This window comes from Bacillus sp. Xin1 (assembly GCF_013314535.1).
Lineage (GTDB): Bacteria > Bacillota > Bacilli > Bacillales > Bacillaceae_G > Bacillus_A.
Genome location: NZ_JABUAE010000005.1, coordinates 105105 through 125804, shown reverse-complemented (window position 1 = coordinate 125804; position 20700 = coordinate 105105). Strand labels below are relative to the sequence as shown.

Genomic DNA, 20700 nt, shown 5'->3' with positions numbered 1-20700 from the left:
TATGAAAAAACTAATTATTAGTGCATTTGCAGTTACGGGAATTTTGGCGGCGGTATTCGGGCCTCAATATGGTTCAGTACCAGATATGTATGGTCAAGAAAAGAACACGGCAGAAACAGTAAACGTATAAGAAATACCAAGAAAGGCCCTTTCCAAAACGGAAAGGGCCTTTCTCAATATTTGTTCGCCAAAATTCTACAAAACTTGAGAAAGTAATTATTTGAATTTTTAGTATATTAATAGTGGAAATCTAATGCTAATATAAAACTACTCTTTTTCAAAAAAAATTTTATTAGGGGGAAGGTTATATGAAAAAGAAGAGTTTAGCATTTGTATTAGCGGCAGGAATGGCAGTTACAACGTTTGGAGGGACAAGCTCTGCATTTGCAGATTCTAAGAATGTGCTCTCTACGAAAAAGTACAACGAAGCAGTACAGTCACCTGAATTTATATCTGGTGATTTAACGGGAGCAACTGGAAAGAAAGCAGAATCTGTTGTATTTGATTATTTAAATGCAGCAAAAGGAGAGTATAAGTTAGGGGAAAAGAGTGCAGAAGATTCATTCAAAGTGAAACAAGTGAAAAAAGATTCTGTAACGAATGCAACAGTGGTACGTATGCAACAAATGTATGAAGGTACACCGGTATGGGGGTCTACTCAACTAGCTCATGTTAGTAAAGACGGTTCACTGAAAGTATTATCTGGAACGGTTGTACCTGATTTAGATAAAAAGGAAAAATTAAAAAATAAAAATAAGATTGAAGGTAAAAAAGCAATTGAAATTGCACAGCAAGATCTAGGATTAACACCAAAGTATGAGGTAGAGCCATCAGCAGATTTATATGTATATCAAAACGGTGATGACGCAACTTATGCATATGTTGTGAAATTAAACTTTTTAGAGCCAAAACCAGGAAACTATTATTACTTCATTGAAGCAGATAGCGGTAAAGTGCTAAATAAATACAACACAATTGACCATGTAACAGGTGAGGATAAAGCACCTCTTAATAAAGAAGCTGTAAAACAAGAAGGGAAAGCGGTTATAAAACCTGTTACAGGAACAAACAAAGTTGGGACAGGTAAAGGGGTATTAGGAGATACAAAATCTATTAATACGACGTTATCTGGATCTTCTTATTATTTACAAGATAATACGCGTGGAGCGCAGATTTTCACATATGATGCGAAGAACCGGACTACATTACCAGGCACATTATGGGCAGATACAGATAACGTTTTCAATGCAAGCCGTGATGCAGCAGCAGTAGATGCTCATTATTATGCAGGAGTAACATATGATTATTATAAAAAGACGTTTAATCGCAATTCATTTAATGACGCTGGAGCGCCGCTAAAATCAACAGTTCATTACAGTAGTGGATATAATAATGCATTCTGGAATGGCTCACAAATGGTATATGGAGACGGAGATGGATATACATTTACCGCCTTATCCGGTGCGTTAGACGTAATTGGGCATGAATTAACACATGCTGTTACAGAATATAGTTCGAACCTTATTTATCAATATGAATCAGGTGCATTAAATGAAGCGATTTCTGATATTTTTGGTACGTTAGTAGAATACCATGATAATCGTAATCCAGATTGGGAAGTAGGAGAAGATATTTATACGCCTGGTCAAGCAGGGGATGCCCTTCGTTCTATGAGTAATCCGGCGAAATATGGTGATCCAGATCACTATTCTAAACGTTATACTGGTTCAAGTGATAACGGCGGTGTTCATACGAACAGTGGAATTATTAATAAAGCAGCTTATTTACTAGCAAATGGTGGTACACATTATGGTGTAACAGTAAACGGTATTGGTAAAGATAAGGTAGGGGCAATCTATTATCGTGCAAATACACAGTACTTCACTGAATCTACTACATTTAGTCAAGCTCGTGCTGGTTTAGTACAAGCAGCAGCGGATTTATATGGTGCAAGTTCTGCTGAGGTTACAGCGGTGAAACAATCGTATGATGCGGTTGGTGTAAAATAAGATTTCTTCATTAATATAAAAAATAAAACAGGGAGCGAATGCTCCCTGTTTTATTTTTTCTTCCACTTTCTCCATAGGTACAATAACCCGATACAACCTGCGATTGTTATAATCCACTTTGCTTCACTTGTTCCATTCATAACGTGATATGCCGAGTACACTTCAATAAGTAACGATGGGATTTTTCCTAGTGTACTGGCAATACTGAAAGAGAGTAGGGACATTTTCCCTAAAGCTGCGAATAAAGTAACAATACTTGATGGGATAAAGGGAATGAAACGGAATGATAAAACGAGTAAAAAAGCTTCTTTTCCTTGAACATAAAGGAGCCGTTCGACCTTTGGATAATGATTTATCTTGTTTTGTGCGAATTTCTGAAGACCTAATCGATAGAAATAAAAAGAAATAATGGCCCCTAATGCCTCGCCTGTGATCGAAATGACTGTTCCATCTGTTAAACCGAAAAGTTGTATGTTGATAGCTGTTAAAAAGATGCTTGGAATAAATCCTGCCAAGCTGATGATGATATTAAATAAAATACTGAGTGGAATCGCTAGCGTGTAATGTTCTGTGAGTACATCACGAATCAGTTCTTGCATATCGTTATAGTCCTTTGTCTTTTTTAGCATTACACCATATTTAATTAATATAGGCAAGCGTAGATTTTAGCTTAAAATGAATGCTTTTATCCCGCATTAACGGGCAGTAAGACCCCCACCTCAAGATTCAGAGAGAAACGAGGAAGATAGGTGGGGATCAACTGCCCGTAAAAGCCCGATTGGTTCAACTAATAATCAGTGGGGGATGAAGAAAACCCCCACTGATTAAAGTGTCACTTTATCTCGCTATTTTAGGACAGTAACATGCTAGCTTCAAAGTGCAGTAAAAATGAAGACATGTAAAAGTTTAATCCGTGGAGAACGGAGAAAATATGGATTTAATTTACATCTATTGATGAAAATGTACCTTTATACCCTTTGTGGGTATGCGGTATATGAAAATAGGGGTATATTTACAACGAATAAATGTTATTAAAATAAGGTTTTTGTTCAATTTATTAAATATACCCCTTTTAATAAAAGGTTTATTGCATAGATTATGGTTCTCAGTCAGAGAAAATGGTTCTGTGATCGGATTGCAATACGAAAAAAATAAGAAAAAGTATGTAGAATTTTAGAATGCTACACGCTTTTTCTTATCTAAAATTGACTTTTGATGAAGTTCCTATAATAATCATGAAAGAGGTGATATGATGAAACGATTATGGAGTATTTTCTTGAGCAGCTTACTTGCGATGATTCTTGTTTTAAGTGGGTGTGCAGAACAAGAGCAGAAAAAAGAAAGTTCGAAAGAAAGCAATTCAACATCAGTAGAAAAAATTAGCGATAACATTTTAGACGAAATGGAAGGGCCACCGAAAAATGGTCATACGATAGAACGCCATGTTGGGAAAAAAGAAGAGGATTTGAAGAAGCGATTGCAGACAGATAAAGTATCAGCAGCAAGTACATACTACGATAAAGAAGTGGCAACTACAGCTGTTAAAGATAGCTTAAAGCAACATGAGAAGGAAATTGAAAATTGGTTAAAGAATTCTAAAGAGAATCGTCTCGTGTTAAATACGAAACATTCATTTCCTGTTGGGAAAACAGTATTAAAGAAAGATATGAGTGTAAAAGATAAGCTGATGAATACAGTCACTGTTTTAGCACGAGATAAGTCAGGAGAATTAGGATTTAAAATCATTACTTCCTATCCATCTGATAAATAAGAAAGGGGGAGTAGCATGTATCCGACATTTCAATATTTCCTAAAAGCATATTGTACGTTAAGTGTACATGAGGAAGAGATTATAGATGTAATGACGGAGTTTTTAGAGCAAGAGGACCAAGAAACGATTGCAAAATTGCAACATGAGTTATTACATATACAGAAAGAAAATTCTTGGGAAGACGGTTGTTTATTGGCAGCCCAACAAGGCAGTCGTATATGGTCGTTAGAAGAGACAAGAGAACATATAGAGGCATTTATACGTTTGCTTCAAAACAAAAAGGCGTGAATGATCACGCCTTTTTGTATACACTTTTTGAAATTTGGCCATTTGAGATGACTTGACCGTTTTGTGTTACTTTTTTATATGTGACAGCTGTAATTTTAGTTTCAGTATTGCTAATTACTTTTGATGAAACTTCTACATTCTTGCCAGTAGGTGTACCGAAAATACGTGTAGTTATACTACTACCATTAGAAAATGCTTGAATGTAAATATGTTTGCCAGTATTATTCTTGAATTTTAAATCGGGACCATAATCTGCTACAGCAGCATCTTGACCCAGTGGTAAATAGTTAACAGGCATAGAATGGTTACTACGAGCAACAACTCCTAAGTCAGCGCGTAATGCTGCTCCATATAGAGTACTACTCACTTGGCAAACGCCGCCCCCAGCACTTTGGATCACTTTACCTTGTGAAAATACAGCAGCAGATTTATAACCATGGGCTGCATCGGTAATACCGACGCGTCCATTAAAGCTAAATGTTTCATCGGGTGCCACGATTGCACCACTTAAAGTATTTGCAGACTTGTTTACATTAAAGGATTGGTTGCCATTTCGACCAGCCATAGGAGTAGAATATTCAGCAATAACCTCTGTAATTCCCATGTTTTGAATATCTTCTGTAGAGCGTTCTGGCTTTATGGAGACAATCGGGAGCTGAATGTCTTGTGTACCAGTAGTAATTGCTTTTGCTGTTAATTCTTTTAATTTTTCTTTATCAACTTTTTCTCCATTTTGGCTTTGACTAATATTTACTGTTGTTCCTGAAACACTTAATTCAGCATTTACAGATTCTTTTAAAGTTGCGTTATATTTTTCTTTTATAAAGGCTTCATAAGCTGTTGTATTTAACTGTGGTGTTAATTTATATTCACGTTTCAGCTCACCATTTTCAGCTTGTTTTCGCATTTTATAGCGATCAATCGGGTTTCCTTTTTGTTCTTTAAAGATTTTTTTGATAATGTCTTGTTCTTTATATTCAATGCCTAAATCTTTCCACGTATAAGTTTGTGTCTTACCTTGGAATGCATAGTTAAGAGATTTTTTATTGGCCTCATCAATTTTTTGTTGAAGAATTTTTTGGACATCTTTTTTACTTTTACCATCAAGAGAAGTGCCTTCAAATGTAGTATACGGTAATACATTTGTATCGAGCTGTTTATTTAATTTAGAAACGTATTGATAACCACCAATCCCACCTGCACATAGTAATATTCCACCAGTGACAGCAGAACCAATAAGTAATTTACGTAGCTTCATTTACTTCCCCCCAAAAAGTTAATGTATAAGGTCATATGTATTCGTTTTTTATGTATGAATGATAAAAATAGTATTATGTATGTACTAGTATACTATTATTTTCCTTATCGGCGTAATATTTTTATAAAAAACGTTACAATTTTGTAACAATTGTCTCTTTTTGTCATTATTTGCGTAAGAAAATGGAAGTATTTTGTTGAAAAATATAATAAAAAGGCTGCTCAGAAAATCCTAGCAGCCTTTTTATTATAATTTTTTATGTTCTGTTTTATTCGTGACACCGAGATGTTGTTGTAATGTTGTAGTGATGTCTTGTACATTCTTTTCATCAGGAATGTAGTAGTAGATGCCATCAATATATTCATCGGTACCTTTTACTTGAAGTTTATCCATCTTTAAGTCGGAGCCCATTGTGTTCTTCGAAATTGTCATCATGTCATCAAATGTTAAGTTTGTTTTTAAATCATTCTCAACAGCATCTAATAAGCTACCAATTTTATTAATGGAATTTATAGATAACGCTTTTTGAGCAATTGCTTCTAAAACAAGCTGTTGACGCTGACCGCGCATATAATCGCTATCGATATGACGAGTTCTTGCTAAAGCAAGTGCTTCTTCACCATTTAAATGCTGACGCCCTTTTTTTAGATGGATTGCGCCTGCTTCATCTTTACTATTTTGCTCTGTAAATTCAACAGGGACGTCTACATCGATACCACCAAGAGAATCGACAATTTTTATAAAGGATTTAAAGTTAAATTTCACATAGTAGTCAACAGGGACATCTAAAAAATTCTCAACTGTATCAATTGTACTATCCACGCCTCCAAATACATGGGCATGTGTAATTTTATCTTGTTTATCGCGTGATTTTATATAAACACGGGAGTCACGTGGAATGCTAACAAGCTTTACTGATTTATCATTTTTATTGATTGTGGCAAGTAATAATGCATCTGTACGTGTTGCTTTACCGTAAGATTTTTCGCGAAGATCACTTTCGTCCACACCCATAATAAGGACAGAAACATTATCAGTCATTGGCTTAACAGCTTTTTCTCGTTTATCGGATTTATCGCCTCTATCTAGTTTAGCATAGGCATTATTTAAAATTGATTTTGCTTTACTATATATGTGGAAAGAGTAGCCCCCACCTCCAAGTGTTACAATGAGCAGTGGAATGAGAATAAACCATAGTAGGCGTCTTTTCTTAAATCGCCTCTTTGAGGTTCTGTTATTGTTTTCTACATCTGAGTTCATTATTTAGTTCTCCTTTAAATCATTCAATTTGTATATTGCTCTATAATGTGTAAATGAGACACATAAGAGATATTGTACGTTACATATACATTGTTGTACATGTATAAAAAATAGATGTCTCAATTATTTATGAGACATCTATTCGTATTGTATATAAAAAGGATGAATAAGAAAAGGATTAAATTTTACCTTCTTATAGCATAATACTTACAATAATTGAGGATAAAATGCTGGCGAGTGTCGCGCCGTACAACAGCTTTAAACCGAAACGAGCAACGACATTTCCTTGTTCTTCATTTAATCCTTTAACAGCACCAGAAATAATTCCGATAGAAGAGAAGTTTGCAAAGGATACAAGAAAAATTGAAATAATGCCTACTGTACGAGGAGCGAGGCTGTTTGCAAGCTTGCTGAGATCCATCATGGCAACGAATTCATTCGTTACAAGCTTTGTAGCCATAATACCTCCAGCTGTGACAATTTCGTTACTTGGCACACCAATAAGAAAAGCGATAGGTGAGAAAACATAACCAAGTAACTGCTGAAATGTAATTCCAAAAATAAGATGGAATAAATCATTAATACAGCTAATTAAGGCGACAAAGCCAATCAACATGGCACCGACTACAATAGCAATACGAAATCCATCTAGAATATATTCTCCAAGCATTTCAAAGAAGGTTTGTTTTTCGCCTTTAATTTCTAGAATGTCTTCTTCTTCTTTAACATCATATGGATTAATAATGAGTACGATAATAAAGCCGCTAAATAAATTTAAGACAAGAGCGGTTACTACATATTTAGGCTCAATCATTGTCATATAAGCACCGACGATTGACATTGATACGGTCGACATGGCGGAGGCGCACATTGTATAGAGACGATGTTTTGGAATTTGGGCAAGCTGTTTTTTTACGGTGATAAATACTTCGGATTGTCCCACAATGGCAGAAGCAACAGCGTTATAAGATTCTAGCTTACCAAGTCCATTTATTTTGCTGAGAAAAAAACCAATCCAGCGAATACAAAACGGGAGTATCTTGAAATGCTGTAAGATACCAATTAAGACGGAAATGAAGACAATTGGTAAAAGTACATTGATGAAAAACGGCATTGCTCCTTCGTTTGTAATCCCGCCAAATACAAAGTTTACTCCAGATGCAGCGTAGTCCAATAATTTCGTAAACAAATTAGAAATCATGGTTACAAGTACGAGGCCAATTTCCGTATTTAATAGTAAGTAAGTTAAAATTAACTGTATAATAAGCATTATGAAAATCGGTTTGAATTTAATATGCTTTTTATTGTTACTTGCAATGAAGGCAAGAAAGAAAACGACAGCAAGACCGAGAAAAAAAGTAACAAATTTCATAATAAGCCTCCTTATGAGATGTTCTGTTACATAGGTTTTTCATTTCAAGAGAGAATATACATGTTTGGTAAAGAGAGGAATGAAATAGAACGTGATTATATCTAAAGTGCATCATATTGCAATTATTTGTTCTAAATATAAAATATCTAAAGAATTTTATACGAAGATTTTAGGATTTGAAGTAGTAAATGAGCTATACAGGAAAGAAAGAAATTCTTATAAATTAGATTTGCGTGTAGGGAAACAATATCAGATTGAGTTATTTTCATTTCCAAATCCACCAAAGCGCCAAAGTTTCCCTGAAGCAGCTGGTCTGAGACATTTAGCATTTGCTGTTACGGATATACAAGAGGCAGTTAGACATTTAAATCAATGTGGAGTAGATACGGAACCAATACGTGTTGATGAAATAACAGGAAGACGATTTGTGTTTTTCCAAGATCCGGATTGTTTACCATTAGAATTATATGAGGATTGAAAATTGGGGAATTTTATATAGGTTTGCTTTTTGACAAATGAAGAAAATAAGAACAAAGTGAAGCTTCCATCCGTTTTCCATTCAATCAGCTACTTTGAGGGAGAGAAAACTTCTTTTAAAAAGGAGGTGTAACTTTAGCTAAGAAAAAGCTAAAGGTGTTCTTTGGAAATTGCTAAATTAATCATGGTTGTTATTCTCATTGCATTAACTGGTTTTTTTGTGGCAGTTGAATTTGCGATTATAAAAGTCCGTAGTAGTCGTATTGATCAGCTTGTAGGAGAAAAAAAACGAGGGGCACTAGCAGCTAAGAAAGTGATTTCCAATTTAGACGAATATTTATCAGCATGTCAGCTTGGAATTACAATTACAGCGCTAGGACTAGGGTGGTTAGGTGAACCAACGATAAAGCATTTATTGGAACCGTTATTTTTAAAGTTTGAAATTTCACCGGTAATTGCAAGCACTATATCGTTTATTATTGCATTTGCCGTGATTACATTTTTGCATGTTGTAATCGGAGAGTTAGCGCCAAAAACATTTGCCATTCAAAAAGCAGAGCAAGTAAGCTTGTTATTAGCTCAGCCGCTCATTTATTTTTATCGTATTATGTATCCGTTTATTTGGGCCCTAAATGGATCAGCTCGTCTTGTGACTGGCCTATTTGGATTACATCCGGCTTCTGAGCATGAAGTTGCACATTCAGAAGAGGAATTAAGACTTATTTTATCAGAGAGTTATGAAAGCGGAGAAATTAATCAGGCTGAGTTTAAATATGTAAATAATATTTTTGAATTCGATAACCGAATAGCAAAAGAAATTATGGTCCCGCGTACTGAAATTGTTGGTTTATATGAAGATGAACCGTTTGAGACACATATTAAAGTGATTGGTCAAGAAAAGTATACAAGATATCCTGTATTTGGAGAAGATAAAGATGAAATTATTGGGATGGTTAATGTAAAGGATTTATTTATTCGTTATATGGACGGTGGTCGAAATGAAGAATGCTCCATTGTTCCTTATACAAGACCTGTTATTGAAGTGTTGGAAAATATCCCAATTCATGATTTGTTATTGCAAATGCAAAAAAGACGTATTCCGCTTGCAATTTTATATGATGAATATGGAGGAACGGCAGGAATTGTTACACTTGAAGATATTTTAGAGGAGATTGTTGGTGAAATCCGCGATGAGTATGATGAAGATGAACATCCGCCTATCGAGCATAGAAGTGACACATATAAAATTGTAGACGGAAAAGTACTCATTAGTGAAGTAAATGACTTGCTCGGTTTACATTTAATTGCTGATGATGTAGACACAATCGGTGGTTGGATTATGATGCAAAAACAAATCATTACTGAGGGAGATATTATTGAGACAAATGGTTGGATATTCAAAGTTCTCGAAAAAGATATGCATCAAATTAAACGGGTGGAAATAAAGAAAGTTGAAGCAGAAGATACAGCAATTGCCTAACTTTTATAAATCAGTGGGAAGGGGGAACTCCCACCGGTTAAAATTTTAATAGGTGATTTTGTAGAAACGTAATAATGTTTGCGCTTTCAAGAGAGGTACACTATAGTGAAGAAAGATATGAAAATATATATCTTACAAAAATCATATTTTCATAGAAAAGGTTTTTAGGTCATCGATTAGAATGAAAAGTATAGGTGATGAAAAATGATAGCAACGAAAAACGTACGTATAGAAAAAGATTTTTTAGGTGAAAAAGAAGTGCCTAATGCAGCTTATTATGGTGTTCAAACATTACGTGCTGTAGAGAACTTTCCGATTACAGGATATCGTATTCATGGGTCATTAATTCAAGCAATGGCAATGGTTAAAAAAGCTGCGGCACTTGCAAATATGGAGACAGGTTATTTGCAAGAGAATATTGGGAAAGAAATTGTAGAAGCAGCTCAGGAAATTATTGACGGAAAGTTTTATGAGCAGTTTATTGTAGATCCGATTCAAGGCGGTGCAGGAACTTCCATTAATATGAATACAAATGAAGTTATTGCAAACCGTGCATTAGAACGATTAGGTTATGAAAAGGGAAATTATGCAATAATTAGTCCAAATACACATGTGAACATGGCACAATCAACAAATGATGCTTTTCCGACAGGAATTCATATTGCGACGCTTATCATGTTAGAAGAGCTTCTTATTACAATGGATGCACTTCATCATGCGTTTGCTGATAAAGCAAAAGAATTTGATCATGTAATTAAAATGGGACGTACACATTTGCAAGATGCAGTTCCAATTCGCCTTGGTCAAGAGTTTGAAGCCTATAGTCGTGTGCTTGAACGTGATCTAAAACGAATAAAACAATCTCGTCAGCACTTATATGAAGTAAATATGGGAGCGACAGCTGTTGGAACAGGTTTAAATGCAAATCCAACTTATATTAAGCAGGTTGTAAAACATTTATGCAGCATTAGTGGATTTCCGCTTGTTGGCGCCGAACATTTAGTGGATGCAACGCAAAATACAGATGCGTATACAGAAGTATCTGCATCGCTCAAAGTATGTATGATGAATATGTCTAAAATTGCAAATGACTTGCGTATTATGGCATCTGGTCCACGCGTTGGATTAGCTGAAATTCAATTACCAGCTCGTCAACCAGGATCATCTATTATGCCGGGGAAAGTAAATCCGGTGATGGCAGAAGTGATTAACCAAGTTGCCTTCCAAGTCATTGGAAATGATCATACAATATGTTTAGCATCAGAAGCAGGGCAATTAGAATTAAATGTAATGGAGCCAGTATTAGTATTTAATTTAATTCAATCTATTAGTATTATGAATAACGCATTCCGCGTATTCCGTGAGTACTGTATTAAAGGGATTACTGCAAATGAAGAGTTGTTAAAACAATATGTTGAGAAAAGCGTTGGAATTATTACGGCAGTGAACCCTCATATTGGATATGAAGCAGCTTCTAGTATTGCACGTGAGGCAATTAAAACAGGCAAATCAGTCCGTGAACTTTGCTTAGAACATGGTGTGTTAACAGCAGAAGAATTGGATATTATTTTAGATCCATATGAAATGACGCATCCTGAGATTGCAGGAGCGTCGCTATTAAAGAATAAAAAATCCTGATACTCTGTGTATCGGGATTTTTTCATACAAAAGTATGATGTATTCTCATCCTTATTCATGATGGTTAAAAGTGAGAAGCTTTTTATAATGAAGGAAAGCCTTCATTATAAAAGGGGGAGAAAAATGATTCAATCTATTTATGAAACGCATGTGCAGGTTAAGCAGTTAGAAAAATCAATTGAATTTTATGAAGGATTAGGAATTGTTCTTGCACATAAAATAGAAGAAAGAAGATGTGCATTTTTCTATGTGGGAGAAGAGAAACAAATGTTAGGAGTATGGGAAGTTGCAGAGGGAGAAAAGATAAGAACAAATCATTTTGCTTTTGGAGTAACGTTAGAAGATTTAAAAAGGGCAAATGAGTGGTTACAAGAAAGAGGGATAAAACTAAGAAAAAGCTTTAAAAAAGAACCAATTGAGCCAATTGTACATGATTGGATGCCATCGGCGGCTGTTTATTTTTATGATTTAGATGGAAATAGTTTAGAGTTTAACGCAAGGTTAGATGAAGAATCAATTGGAACTAGTGAAGTACTATATCTGAGTGAATGGTTAAAGAGAAAAAAGAAATAAAGGCTGATGAACGAGTCATCAGCCTTTATATTTTAAAAGATATTAAACACAGCGTTAAGTTGAAGTAAGCTAATGATTGCTAAGAAGATTAAGCTATATTTCATTGCTGTTTTAAATAGAGCAGATTCTTTACCAACTAGTCCAACTGCTGCACACGCAACTGCTACGGATTGTGGTGAAACCATTTTTGCCATTGTACCGCCGACTACGTTTAATGCAACAAGTGTAGATGGCACGATGTCTAATTGGTCGGCTGTTACTGCTTGAAGTGGTGCGAATAATGAACCGCTTGATACTACTGAGCCAGTTAAGAATACGCCGATCCAACCTAAGATTGGAGATAAGACTGGGAAAGCATCACCTGTAGATGATAAAGCTAGTCCAAGAGTAGAAGACATACCAGAATAGTTTGTTACATATGCTAATGCAATTACACTACAAATTGTATAAATTGGAGTTTTTAGTTCTTTTAATGTTTCAATAGTTAATTCTTTAATCATTTGACCTTTTGCACGATATACAAGTAGGGATACGATAATTGCTAATACAATTGCAGTAGTTGTAGATGAAAATACATCTAGTTTGAAGATTGCTGCAAATGGTGTATCTGCATTTACAATTGGTGTTGTTTTAATAACATGGTTGTGTAAACCAGGAACTTGAATATTCCATACTAAGCTTCCTAATGCACCATCTGGAGCGAATAAACCTTTAATTGCTTTTAGATTGAAAATTGTTACGAATGCAGTTAAGAAAGCAAATGGTGACCAAGCATATAAAATTTGTTTCATTGTGTAACTATGTTTTTCAACTTTTCCAGAGCTAGATTGATCTGAAGATTTTGGTTGCCATACACGTAAGAATAAAGCTAATGCAACCATGCTGACAACAGCTGCGAAAATATCAGTTAATTCAGCACCAAGGAAATATGTTACAACAAATTGTGTAATGGCAAATGAACCACCACTTACAAGGATACCTTGCCAAGTCTCTTTAATACCTTTAAGACCATCTACCATTGCAACAAGTAAGAATGGTAATACAAAACTAATGAAAGGTAATAATGTTACAGTCTGACGACCAACAGTTAATGCATCCATTTGTGTTAATTGAGCAGGTACTGTAACAGGAATACCCATTGCCCCCATTGCACCACCAGCAATATTTGCAACTAAACAAATACCTGCTGCTTTTAATGGATCAAATCCCATACCTACAAGTAATGCGGCTGTAATTGCAACTGGTACACCAAAACCAGCTGCACCTTCTAAGAAAGCACCGAATGAATAAGCAATTAATAAGACTTGAAGACGACGGTCGCTTGTAATACTGGAAATGCTGTCACGAATAACGTTAAATTGCTCAGTTTTTACTGTTAATTTGTAAAGAAAAATGGCTGCAATAACGATTGTACAAATTGGATAAAAACCAGCTGCTACTCCAAATGCAGCGGATGATACTGCCATAGTTGCAGGCATTTTGTAAACAAATATGGAAAGAATGATTGCTAAAATTACGCTGTAAAGCCCTGATAAATATCCTTTGATCTTAAATACTGTTAAACAAAGGACAAAGAATAAGATTGGAAGAGCAGCGACAAGTGCTGATAACCAAATGTTGTTTAACGGATCATAAATTTGTGTCCAATTACCCATAATAATGACAACTCCTATCTATAATATGTGAAGATATTCACATTATTTGTGAAATTATTCACAATTAACTTACATTGCTAAGTATATCCCTGCTCAACACTATTGTCAACGTAAAAAAGTATAATTATTCCATAATAGTGTTAACTGTAAAAATTCCGCTACATTTTGTTCATAAACTGGACAAAAAGAAGAATCGTGTATAGAAAGTACACGATTCCTATATAAGAAACAAACTCATTCTATTTAGGTGGGAGAGAGGATCCGGCTAGAACATTTTCCCGTCACTGCCAAGTTAAAATAGAGAAAGAAAAATGTAGGTTCTCGTTGTCTTCATAGCAGCGATTTATAAACTGTCCATATACTTGACCATATTTTCATATGTCATTGGTCCTACATGTTTAAAGTGAATGATGCCTTTTTCATCAAGAATGAAGGAGGTAGGGATGCTCATGATTTGATATGTTGCGTTTGCTTGTCCTTGTATATCGAATAGAACGGGAAAAGTATATTTGTTTTCTTGGAGAAATTGTTTTACATGATCTGGACTTTTTTCACTAGCAGTTGCATTTATAGCGATAACCTCAATACCTTTTCCCTTCATATCTATATAGAATTTTTCCATGTCCGGCATTTCTATTTTACACGGACCGCACCAACTGGCCCAAAAATTTAATAATATTTTTTTTCCTTTATAATCTGTGAGATGTACTTCTTTTCCATCGACTGTTTGTAAGAGGAAATTAGGAGCGACATTACCAAGCTCTGTTCCAATTGTGATATTTTCTGTTTGGGATTTTTGTTCTTCTTTATCTTTTAATAGAAAGTTTTGGATAATTGTATAACCAAGTGCAATACTAATGAAGCATATTATTAGCCATTTTTTAATAATAATTCCTCCCTTTACCAAAATTTCACTCCTCTCATCGTAACAAAGTGATTTTTATAGGTCAAATCATTAAAAAAGATTACAGTGATATATCATGTAAGAACAATATCTTACAATATTATTACGAGAGGATTATGGGGGGGCGAAATATAACAAAAAGGTTGATAAATCAACATTTAGAAGCAAAGTATTCCTATCTGTATGTTTTGCTTTTTTACTAAACGGTGTAGTATAATATTCAAAATCAACAGGTATTTTTGCCCTTAATTGTATGTTGATAAAAGGAGGAAATAATTTTTTTATTTTAGGTTGATAAAGTTGTGTCGTAACAGGAAATATAAAAACAAATATATAAAGATAAATAAAGAGAAAATAAAAATGAAAAAATGAGGGGAACTTTATGAATCAAAATCAATTTGATTGTCGTATTTCAGAAGAGGATGTACAAATGCTACGAGCGTTAGCTCACCCACTTCGTCTTCGCCTAGTAATGGAGTTGATGGAGCGTGGAACTTGTAACGTAACACAATTGCAGGAAGTATTAGAAATTCCGCAATCAACTGTTTCACAGCATTTAACGAAATTAAAGCAAAATAAAGTTGTTCGTTTTGAAAGACGTGGCTTAGAAGTATATTATCAAGTGCATAATGAGAAAGTAAGTGAAGTTGTAAAAACATTATTTTCGTAAAATTTGAATATTATGGAAAAATCCGTGTAGAAATACACGGATTTTTTAATGGAATAGAGTTTTGAAAATATGGAAAGCTAGGAAGTGTAATGAATAGAAGGAGGAATAAATAATGGATGTAAAGCGTGTAAAACAAATTTTGTCGTCTTCAAGCAGAATTGATGTTACGTATCAAGGTGTACCAGTATGGATTGAAAGCTGTGATGAGGGAAGTGGAGTTGCGAATGTACATGATGTGAAAACACCACATGAAACAGTGCAAGTGGATGTTACAGCGTTAGAAGAGAAATAAAAGAGAGTCTCTCACATACGAGAGACTCTCTTTTTATTGATTTAATTATTCCATCATACGTGCAATTTTCTTAGAGAACATAAGGAGTACTAGACCAAGTACAATTACGATAATACCAATACTTGCGAATACTTCCAGATATCCTAAAGATTGTGTGAAAGCAGCTAGTGCACCAGCTAAATAGTTCGCCATACCAGAACCTGCTAACCATACTCCCATTAATAGAGATGCTAATTTTACAGGAGCAATTGCACTTACCATTGATAGACCGATTGGTGATAAGAATAATTCACCAATTGTATGGAACATGTATGTGAAGACGATGAATAATAAGTTTGCTTTCGTAGCAATATTTGCTTCGTCGCTACCAGTTTTCAGAACAGCTAAGGTTAAAACAAGATAGCCAATTCCTAGTAAAATCATACCAAGTGCCATTTTTGTTGGAACTTTTAAGTCACCATTTTTTGTTTTAGATAGTTTTATCCATAACATAGATACAAATGGTGCGAATAGTACGATAAACGCTGGGTTAACAGATTGGAACCAAGATGTTGGAACTTCCCATCCGAAAATTGTGCGATCAACAAAAGTGTTTGTATATAGTGTTAAGGAACTACCGGCTTGTTCAAAACCTGCCCAGAAGAAAACTACGAAGCAAGTTAAAATAACGATTGCCCAAGTACGGTTCTTTTCTTGTTTTGTTAAAGGTTTTTTCTCAATTACTGTTGCGTTTTTGTCTTTTGATTTTTTACCTACAACTGTTGTTCCTGCTTTACCAAGGTAACGAGGAGCTAATAGGTTAAAGAAAATCTGTCCGATAATCATACCGATACAAGCTGCAAGGAACCCGTATTTATAACCCATAACCATAACGCCATCAACGCTTGTTTTAAAGAAATCTTCTGCTAGGAAACCACAAATAAGTGGTGCAAAGAAAGCTCCTACGTTGATACCCATGTAAAAGATTGTGAAAGCACTGTCACGACGTGAATCATTTTCGCCATACAGTTCACCTAAAAGTGTAGAAATATTTGGTTTAAAGAATCCATTACCAATAACTAAGAGTGTTAATCCTAAAAAGAGTCCAGTTTTTGTATTCATTGAAAATAGTACAAAGTTACCAAGTGCCATGATAATACCGCCAAGAGTAATTGCATGACGTCTTGTAATAAAGTGGTCAGTTAACCATCCACCAATAATCGGTGTGAAATATACTAAAGCTGTGAAAATTCCGTATAATTGCACTGCGAAAGCCTTATCAAATCCAAGTCCTCCACTTACAACAGTTGTTGTTAAATAAAGAACTAAAAGACCACGCATTCCGTAATAACTAAATCTTTCCCACATTTCTGTTAAGAACAACAAATATAATCCAGGTGGATGTTTTTTTGGTGATTGTTGCCCTCCAGCTTTTTCTACTTTTAAAGCTGCATCCATATTGTTTCCCCCTAATCCTGTATAACGGATATTTATGTAATCATTTTAATTTACAAAATATTTAGAAGTCAATAGAATTATATGGGAATAGCAAGAAAATTTCTTAAATAATCTATTGAGTGTTTATCTGTTACTGTATTTTACCCTGAAAAATTAATAATAAGCGTTTTCAAATGTAGTATTTGAAGTTCAAAAAGAAACTAAAATAATGATAAATCAGAAAATTTAGATTATAAAAATTTTTCTGGTATATAGAAAATACATTTTATTTACTTTTATAATATAACATATAGGGAATAAAAATACAAAATGAAATAATGTGACACTTTCGTAAAGGTGAAATAAAAACAGCTTCCGAAAGGGAAGCTGTTTTAGAAAAGTATTATTTTGTAAAACGTTTTTCAATGTCATCTAGCATTAAGTTTGCAGCCATTACACCACCAGCTGTATTCCAGATTACATCGTCAACTTGATATACTTTACCGTTTTTGGAAGCATTTAAGTTTTTGAATAGAGGATCATTGATATATTCTTTCTCTAATTCAGAACCCTTTTTCTCATTTCCTTGATTGTAAGTGAAGTAGAAGATGATATCGCCATCCATTGCAGGGATACGCTCTTTAGATACGTTACGCTCTGCAAAGTCATTTTTGTTTTGATCACCAGGACGTTTGAAACCAAGTTCTTTTAAAATAACCCCAGAGAATGTATCTCCATGATAAATACGAACATCACCAGGCATAAAGCGTACCATAGAAATTTCTTGATTTACTTTATCTCCAAGTTTTCCTTTTAAGTCTTTGATACGTTTGTCGTAATCAGCTAATACTTTTTGACCTTCTTTATCTTTATTCAATGCTTTTGCATAAAATTTAAAGTTATCTTTCCATTCACCACGTAATGTTTCTGCAAAGACAGTAGGAGCGATACCATTTAGCTGCTCGTACACTTTTTCTTGACGCATTTTATTACCGATAATTAAATCAGGTTTTAAAGCAGCAATTGCTTCGACGTTGACTTGACTTTCGTTACCGACAGATTTTACATCCTTCATTTTATCTTTCATATGTGGATACCATGAGTCGCTAGTAGGTGGATTTACAGCACCAACTGGTGTAACACCAAGAGTAAGTAAAGCTTCTGCTCCTTCATTTGTTAAAATAACAACACGCTTTGGATTTGCAGGAACTTCCGTTTTACCCATTGCATGTTCTACAGTAACCATTTCTTTCTTTTCTTCTTTTTTAGGCTCCTCAGCCTTGTTATCAGATTTACCACATGCCCCTAAAAGAAGTGAAAATGATAACACAAATACAAATAATACAAATGATTTTTGTTTGATGAAATTCATTATGTATCCCCCTATATATTGAGAATAATTTTCAATGTCGAAATTGATAATACGGTTTTAAAAATGTAATGTCAATAGTAATAATTGACATTAATAATTATTATCATTGACAACGTAAATTAAGTTGCAATACACTAACAACGTATCATTATACATTGAAGGAGAAACGCTGCATGTTATTAAAAACAAATCAGGCAAGATGGGTTGGATTATTTGTTGGAATCATTGCAGTTATTGCTTGTATTTGGGGAAGTATTATTTTTGGATATACAAATACAAGTGGGAAATTAGCGTTGGATGCTTTTTTCCATTTTGATGGTTCGAATGAACATATTATTATTCAAAATGTACGTTTACCACGTGCACTTATTGCTGCTAGTGTCGGTGCTAGTTTAGCCATCGCTGGTTGCTTTATGCAAACTTTAACAAAAAATCCGCTTGCTGCCCCAGATTTTATCGGATTAAACTCAGGTGCTGCCTTTTTCATTGTTGTAGCCATTGTTGTTTTTTCGATTTCATCTTTATCAGCGTTTACGTGGATCGCTTTTTTAGGCGCAGCAGTTGCTGCAGCACTTGTATTTGCTTCTAGCTCTTTAGGAAAAGAAGGGACAACTCCTCTCAAATTAACCTTGGCAGGGGTAGCAATTAGTGCTTTATTCTCATCCTTAACACAAGGTCTGCTCATATTAAACGAGCAAGCATTAGAAGAAGTACTATTTTGGTTAGCAGGTTCTGTTCAAGGAAGAAAGTTAGAAATACTGCAATCTGTATTCCCCTACTTATTAATAGGATGGATTGCGTCTCTTTTAATGGCAGGGAAAGTAAATACATTAATGATGGGAGAAGACGTTGCAAAAGGATTAGGGCAAAGAACCGTTTTGATGAAATCACTAGTGTTACTCATTATTGTATTACTGTCAGGTGGCTCGGTTGCGGTTGCTGGTCCAATTGGATTTGTGGGGATTATTATACCTCATTTTGCAAGAGCACTTGTTGGTGTAGATCATCGCTGGAGGGTACCGTATAGTGGGTTGTTAGGTGCTATATTATTACTTCTTGCAGATATTGGAGCGAGATACGTGATCATGCCACAAGAAGTACCAGTAGGGGTTATGACAGCATTTATTGGTGCACCATTCTTTATCTATATCGCACGTAAGAGAGGGCTCAGCAAATGAAGAAGTATATTCCGTTTCGTATGGGAAAAGACGGCCTCTCGTTTTTAATGTATAAACGAGCTTGTCTCGTCTTGTTAGGGTTATTCATTGTTTTAATTGGATTATTTTTTGCAAGCGCAGGTATGGGGGAGATGAAGATTGCCCCATATGATGTGTGGCAAGCAATTACTGGAAACGGTGATGCGATGTCTAATATGGTTGTAAATAAGTTCCGTATGCCGCGTATTTTAATTGCAATTCTTGTCGGAATAGCTCTTGCTGTAGCTGGATGTATTTTACAAGGGCTCGTTCGCAATCCGCTTGCTTCTCCTGATATTATTGGGATTACAGGTGGTGCAAGTGTTGCAGTTGTACTATTTCTAGCTATATTTAGTGATAAAAACAATGCATTAACAGTAAGCATTCATTATATGCCGTTGGCGGCCTTTATTGGGGCAACCATCGTTGCCTTTTTTGTTTATTTATTTGCATGGAGAAATGATGGATTATCGGCGATTAGTCTTGTTCTAATTGGTGTTGGGTTTTGGGCACTAACGAAAGCTGCGACAACATTATTTATGTTGTTAGCACCAATCTATCAAGCGAGTCAAGCAAATGTGTGGATTACTGGTACTGTTTATGGGTCTTCTTGGCAAAACGTAGGAGTGTTAGCACCTTGGGTCCTTATTCTAACAGTGGTTGCATTTATAGCAGCGAGACATTTAAATGCCCAAGAACTTGGTGATGATATTGCTGTAGGACTTGGTATTGGTTTAACGAAATCAAGATTTTTCCTCTTGCTTCTTAGTACAGCATTAATTGGTGGAGCGGTTGCTTTTGCAGGTGGAATTGGATTTGTTGGTTTAATGGCACCGCATATTTCAAGCAGGTTAGTTGGTTCTTTATATGGTGCATTACTTCCAGTTGCCGCTGTTGTTGGGGCAATTTTAGTACTTGCTGCTGATTTGATTGGACGCACAGTCTTTGCTCCGCTTGAAGTTCCAGCAGGTGTATTTACATCAGCAATCGGTGCTCCGTATTTTATTTATTTACTTTATAAAAGTCGAAATTCATAAAGGTAAAGAAGTACATAGACGATTCCTTGTCT

General features: G+C 35.0%; 20 protein-coding genes. 12 read left to right on the top strand and 8 right to left on the bottom strand.

Annotated features, from left to right (window positions below):
• Position 1 precedes the first annotated feature (1 nt).
• Together HRG09_RS08250 and HRG09_RS08245 are read left to right on the top strand one after the other, a co-directional pair.
• Entirely contained in the window at positions 2 to 130 is a 129-nt protein-coding gene (locus HRG09_RS08250; protein ID WP_174100332.1) for an NprX family peptide pheromone, read from the top strand.
• Between the two features lie 178 nt (positions 131 to 308).
• The gene (locus HRG09_RS08245; protein ID WP_174100331.1) at positions 309 to 2009 is read left to right on the top strand and encodes a M4 family metallopeptidase; all 1701 of its coding nucleotides are present in this window, start codon (positions 309 to 311) and stop codon (positions 2007 to 2009) included.
• A gap of 50 nt (positions 2010 to 2059) precedes the next feature.
• On the opposite strand, the gene HRG09_RS08240 is transcribed toward HRG09_RS08245, so the two are convergent.
• Positions 2060 to 2608, bottom strand: coding sequence for a TVP38/TMEM64 family protein (locus HRG09_RS08240; RefSeq protein WP_174100376.1), 549 nt, complete (start codon positions 2606 to 2608; stop codon positions 2060 to 2062).
• 653 nt (positions 2609 to 3261) lie between these two features.
• Here HRG09_RS08240 and HRG09_RS08235 point away from each other — a divergent pair.
• Both HRG09_RS08235 and HRG09_RS08230 read left to right on the top strand, forming a co-directional pair.
• Entirely contained in the window at positions 3262 to 3780 is a 519-nt protein-coding gene (locus HRG09_RS08235) for an RNase A-like domain-containing lipoprotein (protein WP_174100330.1), read from the top strand.
• A 15-nt stretch (positions 3781 to 3795) separates the two neighbouring features.
• Positions 3796 to 4068, top strand: coding sequence for a hypothetical protein (locus tag HRG09_RS08230; RefSeq protein ID WP_174100329.1), 273 nt, complete (start codon positions 3796 to 3798; stop codon positions 4066 to 4068).
• Between the two features lie 4 nt (positions 4069 to 4072).
• Here HRG09_RS08230 and HRG09_RS08225 read toward each other — a convergent pair whose 3' ends face one another.
• From HRG09_RS08225 to HRG09_RS08215, 3 genes are all read right to left on the bottom strand, one after another.
• The gene (locus HRG09_RS08225) at positions 4073 to 5326 is read right to left on the bottom strand and encodes a VanW family protein (protein WP_174100328.1); all 1254 of its coding nucleotides are present in this window, start codon (positions 5324 to 5326) and stop codon (positions 4073 to 4075) included.
• Positions 5327 to 5572: 246 nt separating this feature from the next.
• Positions 5573 to 6589 (bottom strand): LCP family glycopolymer transferase, encoded by a 1017-nt coding sequence (locus HRG09_RS08220; RefSeq protein WP_174100375.1) that lies wholly within the window; start codon positions 6587 to 6589, stop codon positions 5573 to 5575.
• A 190-nt stretch (positions 6590 to 6779) separates the two neighbouring features.
• Positions 6780 to 7958 (bottom strand): NupC/NupG family nucleoside CNT transporter, encoded by a 1179-nt coding sequence (locus HRG09_RS08215; protein ID WP_174100327.1) that lies wholly within the window; start codon positions 7956 to 7958, stop codon positions 6780 to 6782.
• Between the two features lie 91 nt (positions 7959 to 8049).
• Here HRG09_RS08215 and gloA2 point away from each other — a divergent pair, with 91 nt between their 5' ends.
• The 4 genes from gloA2 (at position 8050) to HRG09_RS08195 (ending at position 12126) form a co-directional block, all read left to right on the top strand.
• Positions 8050 to 8436, top strand: coding sequence for an SMU1112c/YaeR family gloxylase I-like metalloprotein (gene gloA2, locus HRG09_RS08210; RefSeq protein ID WP_174100326.1), 387 nt, complete (start codon positions 8050 to 8052; stop codon positions 8434 to 8436).
• 162 nt (positions 8437 to 8598) lie between these two features.
• A complete protein-coding gene (locus HRG09_RS08205; RefSeq protein ID WP_174100325.1) occupies positions 8599 to 9915 on the top strand; it encodes a hemolysin family protein in 1317 nt (438 codons plus the stop codon).
• Between the two features lie 204 nt (positions 9916 to 10119).
• Positions 10120 to 11553: an aspartate ammonia-lyase gene (aspA, locus tag HRG09_RS08200; protein ID WP_174100324.1), complete on the top strand. Its 1434-nt coding sequence runs from the start codon at positions 10120 to 10122 to the stop codon at positions 11551 to 11553.
• Between the two features lie 123 nt (positions 11554 to 11676).
• On the top strand, positions 11677 to 12126 hold the full coding sequence (locus HRG09_RS08195; RefSeq protein WP_174100323.1) for a VOC family protein: 450 nt from the start codon (positions 11677 to 11679) through the stop codon (positions 12124 to 12126).
• A 32-nt stretch (positions 12127 to 12158) separates the two neighbouring features.
• Here the strand turns inward: HRG09_RS08195 and HRG09_RS08190 are convergent, their stop codons facing one another.
• The gene (locus tag HRG09_RS08190) at positions 12159 to 13781 is read right to left on the bottom strand and encodes a lactate permease LctP family transporter (protein ID WP_174100322.1); all 1623 of its coding nucleotides are present in this window, start codon (positions 13779 to 13781) and stop codon (positions 12159 to 12161) included.
• A 343-nt stretch (positions 13782 to 14124) separates the two neighbouring features.
• On the bottom strand, positions 14125 to 14688 hold the full coding sequence (locus HRG09_RS08185) for a TlpA disulfide reductase family protein (RefSeq protein WP_217447961.1): 564 nt from the start codon (positions 14686 to 14688) through the stop codon (positions 14125 to 14127).
• Between the two features lie 379 nt (positions 14689 to 15067).
• Between HRG09_RS08185 and HRG09_RS08180 the strand changes: the two genes are divergently transcribed.
• Positions 15068 to 15355 carry an ArsR/SmtB family transcription factor gene (locus HRG09_RS08180; protein WP_174100321.1) on the top strand — a complete coding sequence of 96 codons (288 nt, stop codon included), beginning with the start codon at positions 15068 to 15070 and terminating at the stop codon, positions 15353 to 15355.
• 112 nt (positions 15356 to 15467) lie between these two features.
• Positions 15468 to 15647, top strand: a complete 180-nt coding sequence (locus HRG09_RS08175; protein WP_098491134.1) for an acid-soluble spore protein H — start codon at positions 15468 to 15470, stop codon at positions 15645 to 15647.
• A 45-nt stretch (positions 15648 to 15692) separates the two neighbouring features.
• On the opposite strand, the gene HRG09_RS08170 is transcribed toward HRG09_RS08175, so the two are convergent.
• Positions 15693 to 17084 carry a peptide MFS transporter gene (locus tag HRG09_RS08170; protein WP_174100320.1) on the bottom strand — a complete coding sequence of 464 codons (1392 nt, stop codon included), beginning with the start codon at positions 17082 to 17084 and terminating at the stop codon, positions 15693 to 15695.
• A 382-nt stretch (positions 17085 to 17466) separates the two neighbouring features.
• The gene (locus tag HRG09_RS08165) at positions 17467 to 18435 is read right to left on the bottom strand and encodes an ABC transporter substrate-binding protein (RefSeq protein ID WP_174100319.1); all 969 of its coding nucleotides are present in this window, start codon (positions 18433 to 18435) and stop codon (positions 17467 to 17469) included.
• Between the two features lie 173 nt (positions 18436 to 18608).
• Between HRG09_RS08165 and HRG09_RS08160 the strand changes: the two genes are divergently transcribed.
• Positions 18609 to 19613: a FecCD family ABC transporter permease gene (locus tag HRG09_RS08160; RefSeq protein WP_174100318.1), complete on the top strand. Its 1005-nt coding sequence runs from the start codon at positions 18609 to 18611 to the stop codon at positions 19611 to 19613.
• Positions 19610 to 20668 carry a FecCD family ABC transporter permease gene (locus HRG09_RS08155; RefSeq protein ID WP_174100317.1) on the top strand — a complete coding sequence of 353 codons (1059 nt, stop codon included), beginning with the start codon at positions 19610 to 19612 and terminating at the stop codon, positions 20666 to 20668. Before HRG09_RS08160 ends, HRG09_RS08155 begins: the two co-directional genes overlap by 4 nt.
• Positions 20669 to 20700: the final 32 nt, after the last annotated feature.

Excerpts from the sequence above, each read along its gene's own strand:
- HRG09_RS08250 (WP_174100332.1), top strand. The coding sequence starts at position 2 with ATGAAAAAACTAATTATTAGTGCATTTGCAGTTACGGGAATTTTGGCG.
- HRG09_RS08245 (WP_174100331.1), top strand. The coding sequence starts at position 309 with ATGAAAAAGAAGAGTTTAGCATTTGTATTAGCGGCAGGAATGGCAGTT.
- HRG09_RS08240 (WP_174100376.1), bottom strand. The coding sequence starts at position 2,608 with ATGCAAGAACTGATTCGTGATGTACTCACAGAACATTACACGCTAGCG.
- HRG09_RS08235 (WP_174100330.1), top strand. The coding sequence starts at position 3,262 with ATGAAACGATTATGGAGTATTTTCTTGAGCAGCTTACTTGCGATGATT.
- HRG09_RS08230 (WP_174100329.1), top strand. The coding sequence starts at position 3,796 with ATGTATCCGACATTTCAATATTTCCTAAAAGCATATTGTACGTTAAGT.
- HRG09_RS08225 (WP_174100328.1), bottom strand. The coding sequence starts at position 5,326 with ATGAAGCTACGTAAATTACTTATTGGTTCTGCTGTCACTGGTGGAATA.
- HRG09_RS08215 (WP_174100327.1), bottom strand. The coding sequence starts at position 7,958 with ATGAAATTTGTTACTTTTTTTCTCGGTCTTGCTGTCGTTTTCTTTCTT.
- aspA (WP_174100324.1), top strand. The coding sequence starts at position 10,120 with ATGATAGCAACGAAAAACGTACGTATAGAAAAAGATTTTTTAGGTGAA.
- HRG09_RS08195 (WP_174100323.1), top strand. The coding sequence starts at position 11,677 with ATGATTCAATCTATTTATGAAACGCATGTGCAGGTTAAGCAGTTAGAA.
- HRG09_RS08190 (WP_174100322.1), bottom strand. The coding sequence starts at position 13,781 with ATGGGTAATTGGACACAAATTTATGATCCGTTAAACAACATTTGGTTA.
- HRG09_RS08180 (WP_174100321.1), top strand. The coding sequence starts at position 15,068 with ATGAATCAAAATCAATTTGATTGTCGTATTTCAGAAGAGGATGTACAA.
- HRG09_RS08175 (WP_098491134.1), top strand. The coding sequence starts at position 15,468 with ATGGATGTAAAGCGTGTAAAACAAATTTTGTCGTCTTCAAGCAGAATT.
- HRG09_RS08170 (WP_174100320.1), bottom strand. The coding sequence starts at position 17,084 with ATGGATGCAGCTTTAAAAGTAGAAAAAGCTGGAGGGCAACAATCACCA.
- HRG09_RS08165 (WP_174100319.1), bottom strand. The coding sequence starts at position 18,435 with ATGAATTTCATCAAACAAAAATCATTTGTATTATTTGTATTTGTGTTA.
- HRG09_RS08160 (WP_174100318.1), top strand. The coding sequence starts at position 18,609 with ATGTTATTAAAAACAAATCAGGCAAGATGGGTTGGATTATTTGTTGGA.
- HRG09_RS08155 (WP_174100317.1), top strand. The coding sequence starts at position 19,610 with ATGAAGAAGTATATTCCGTTTCGTATGGGAAAAGACGGCCTCTCGTTT.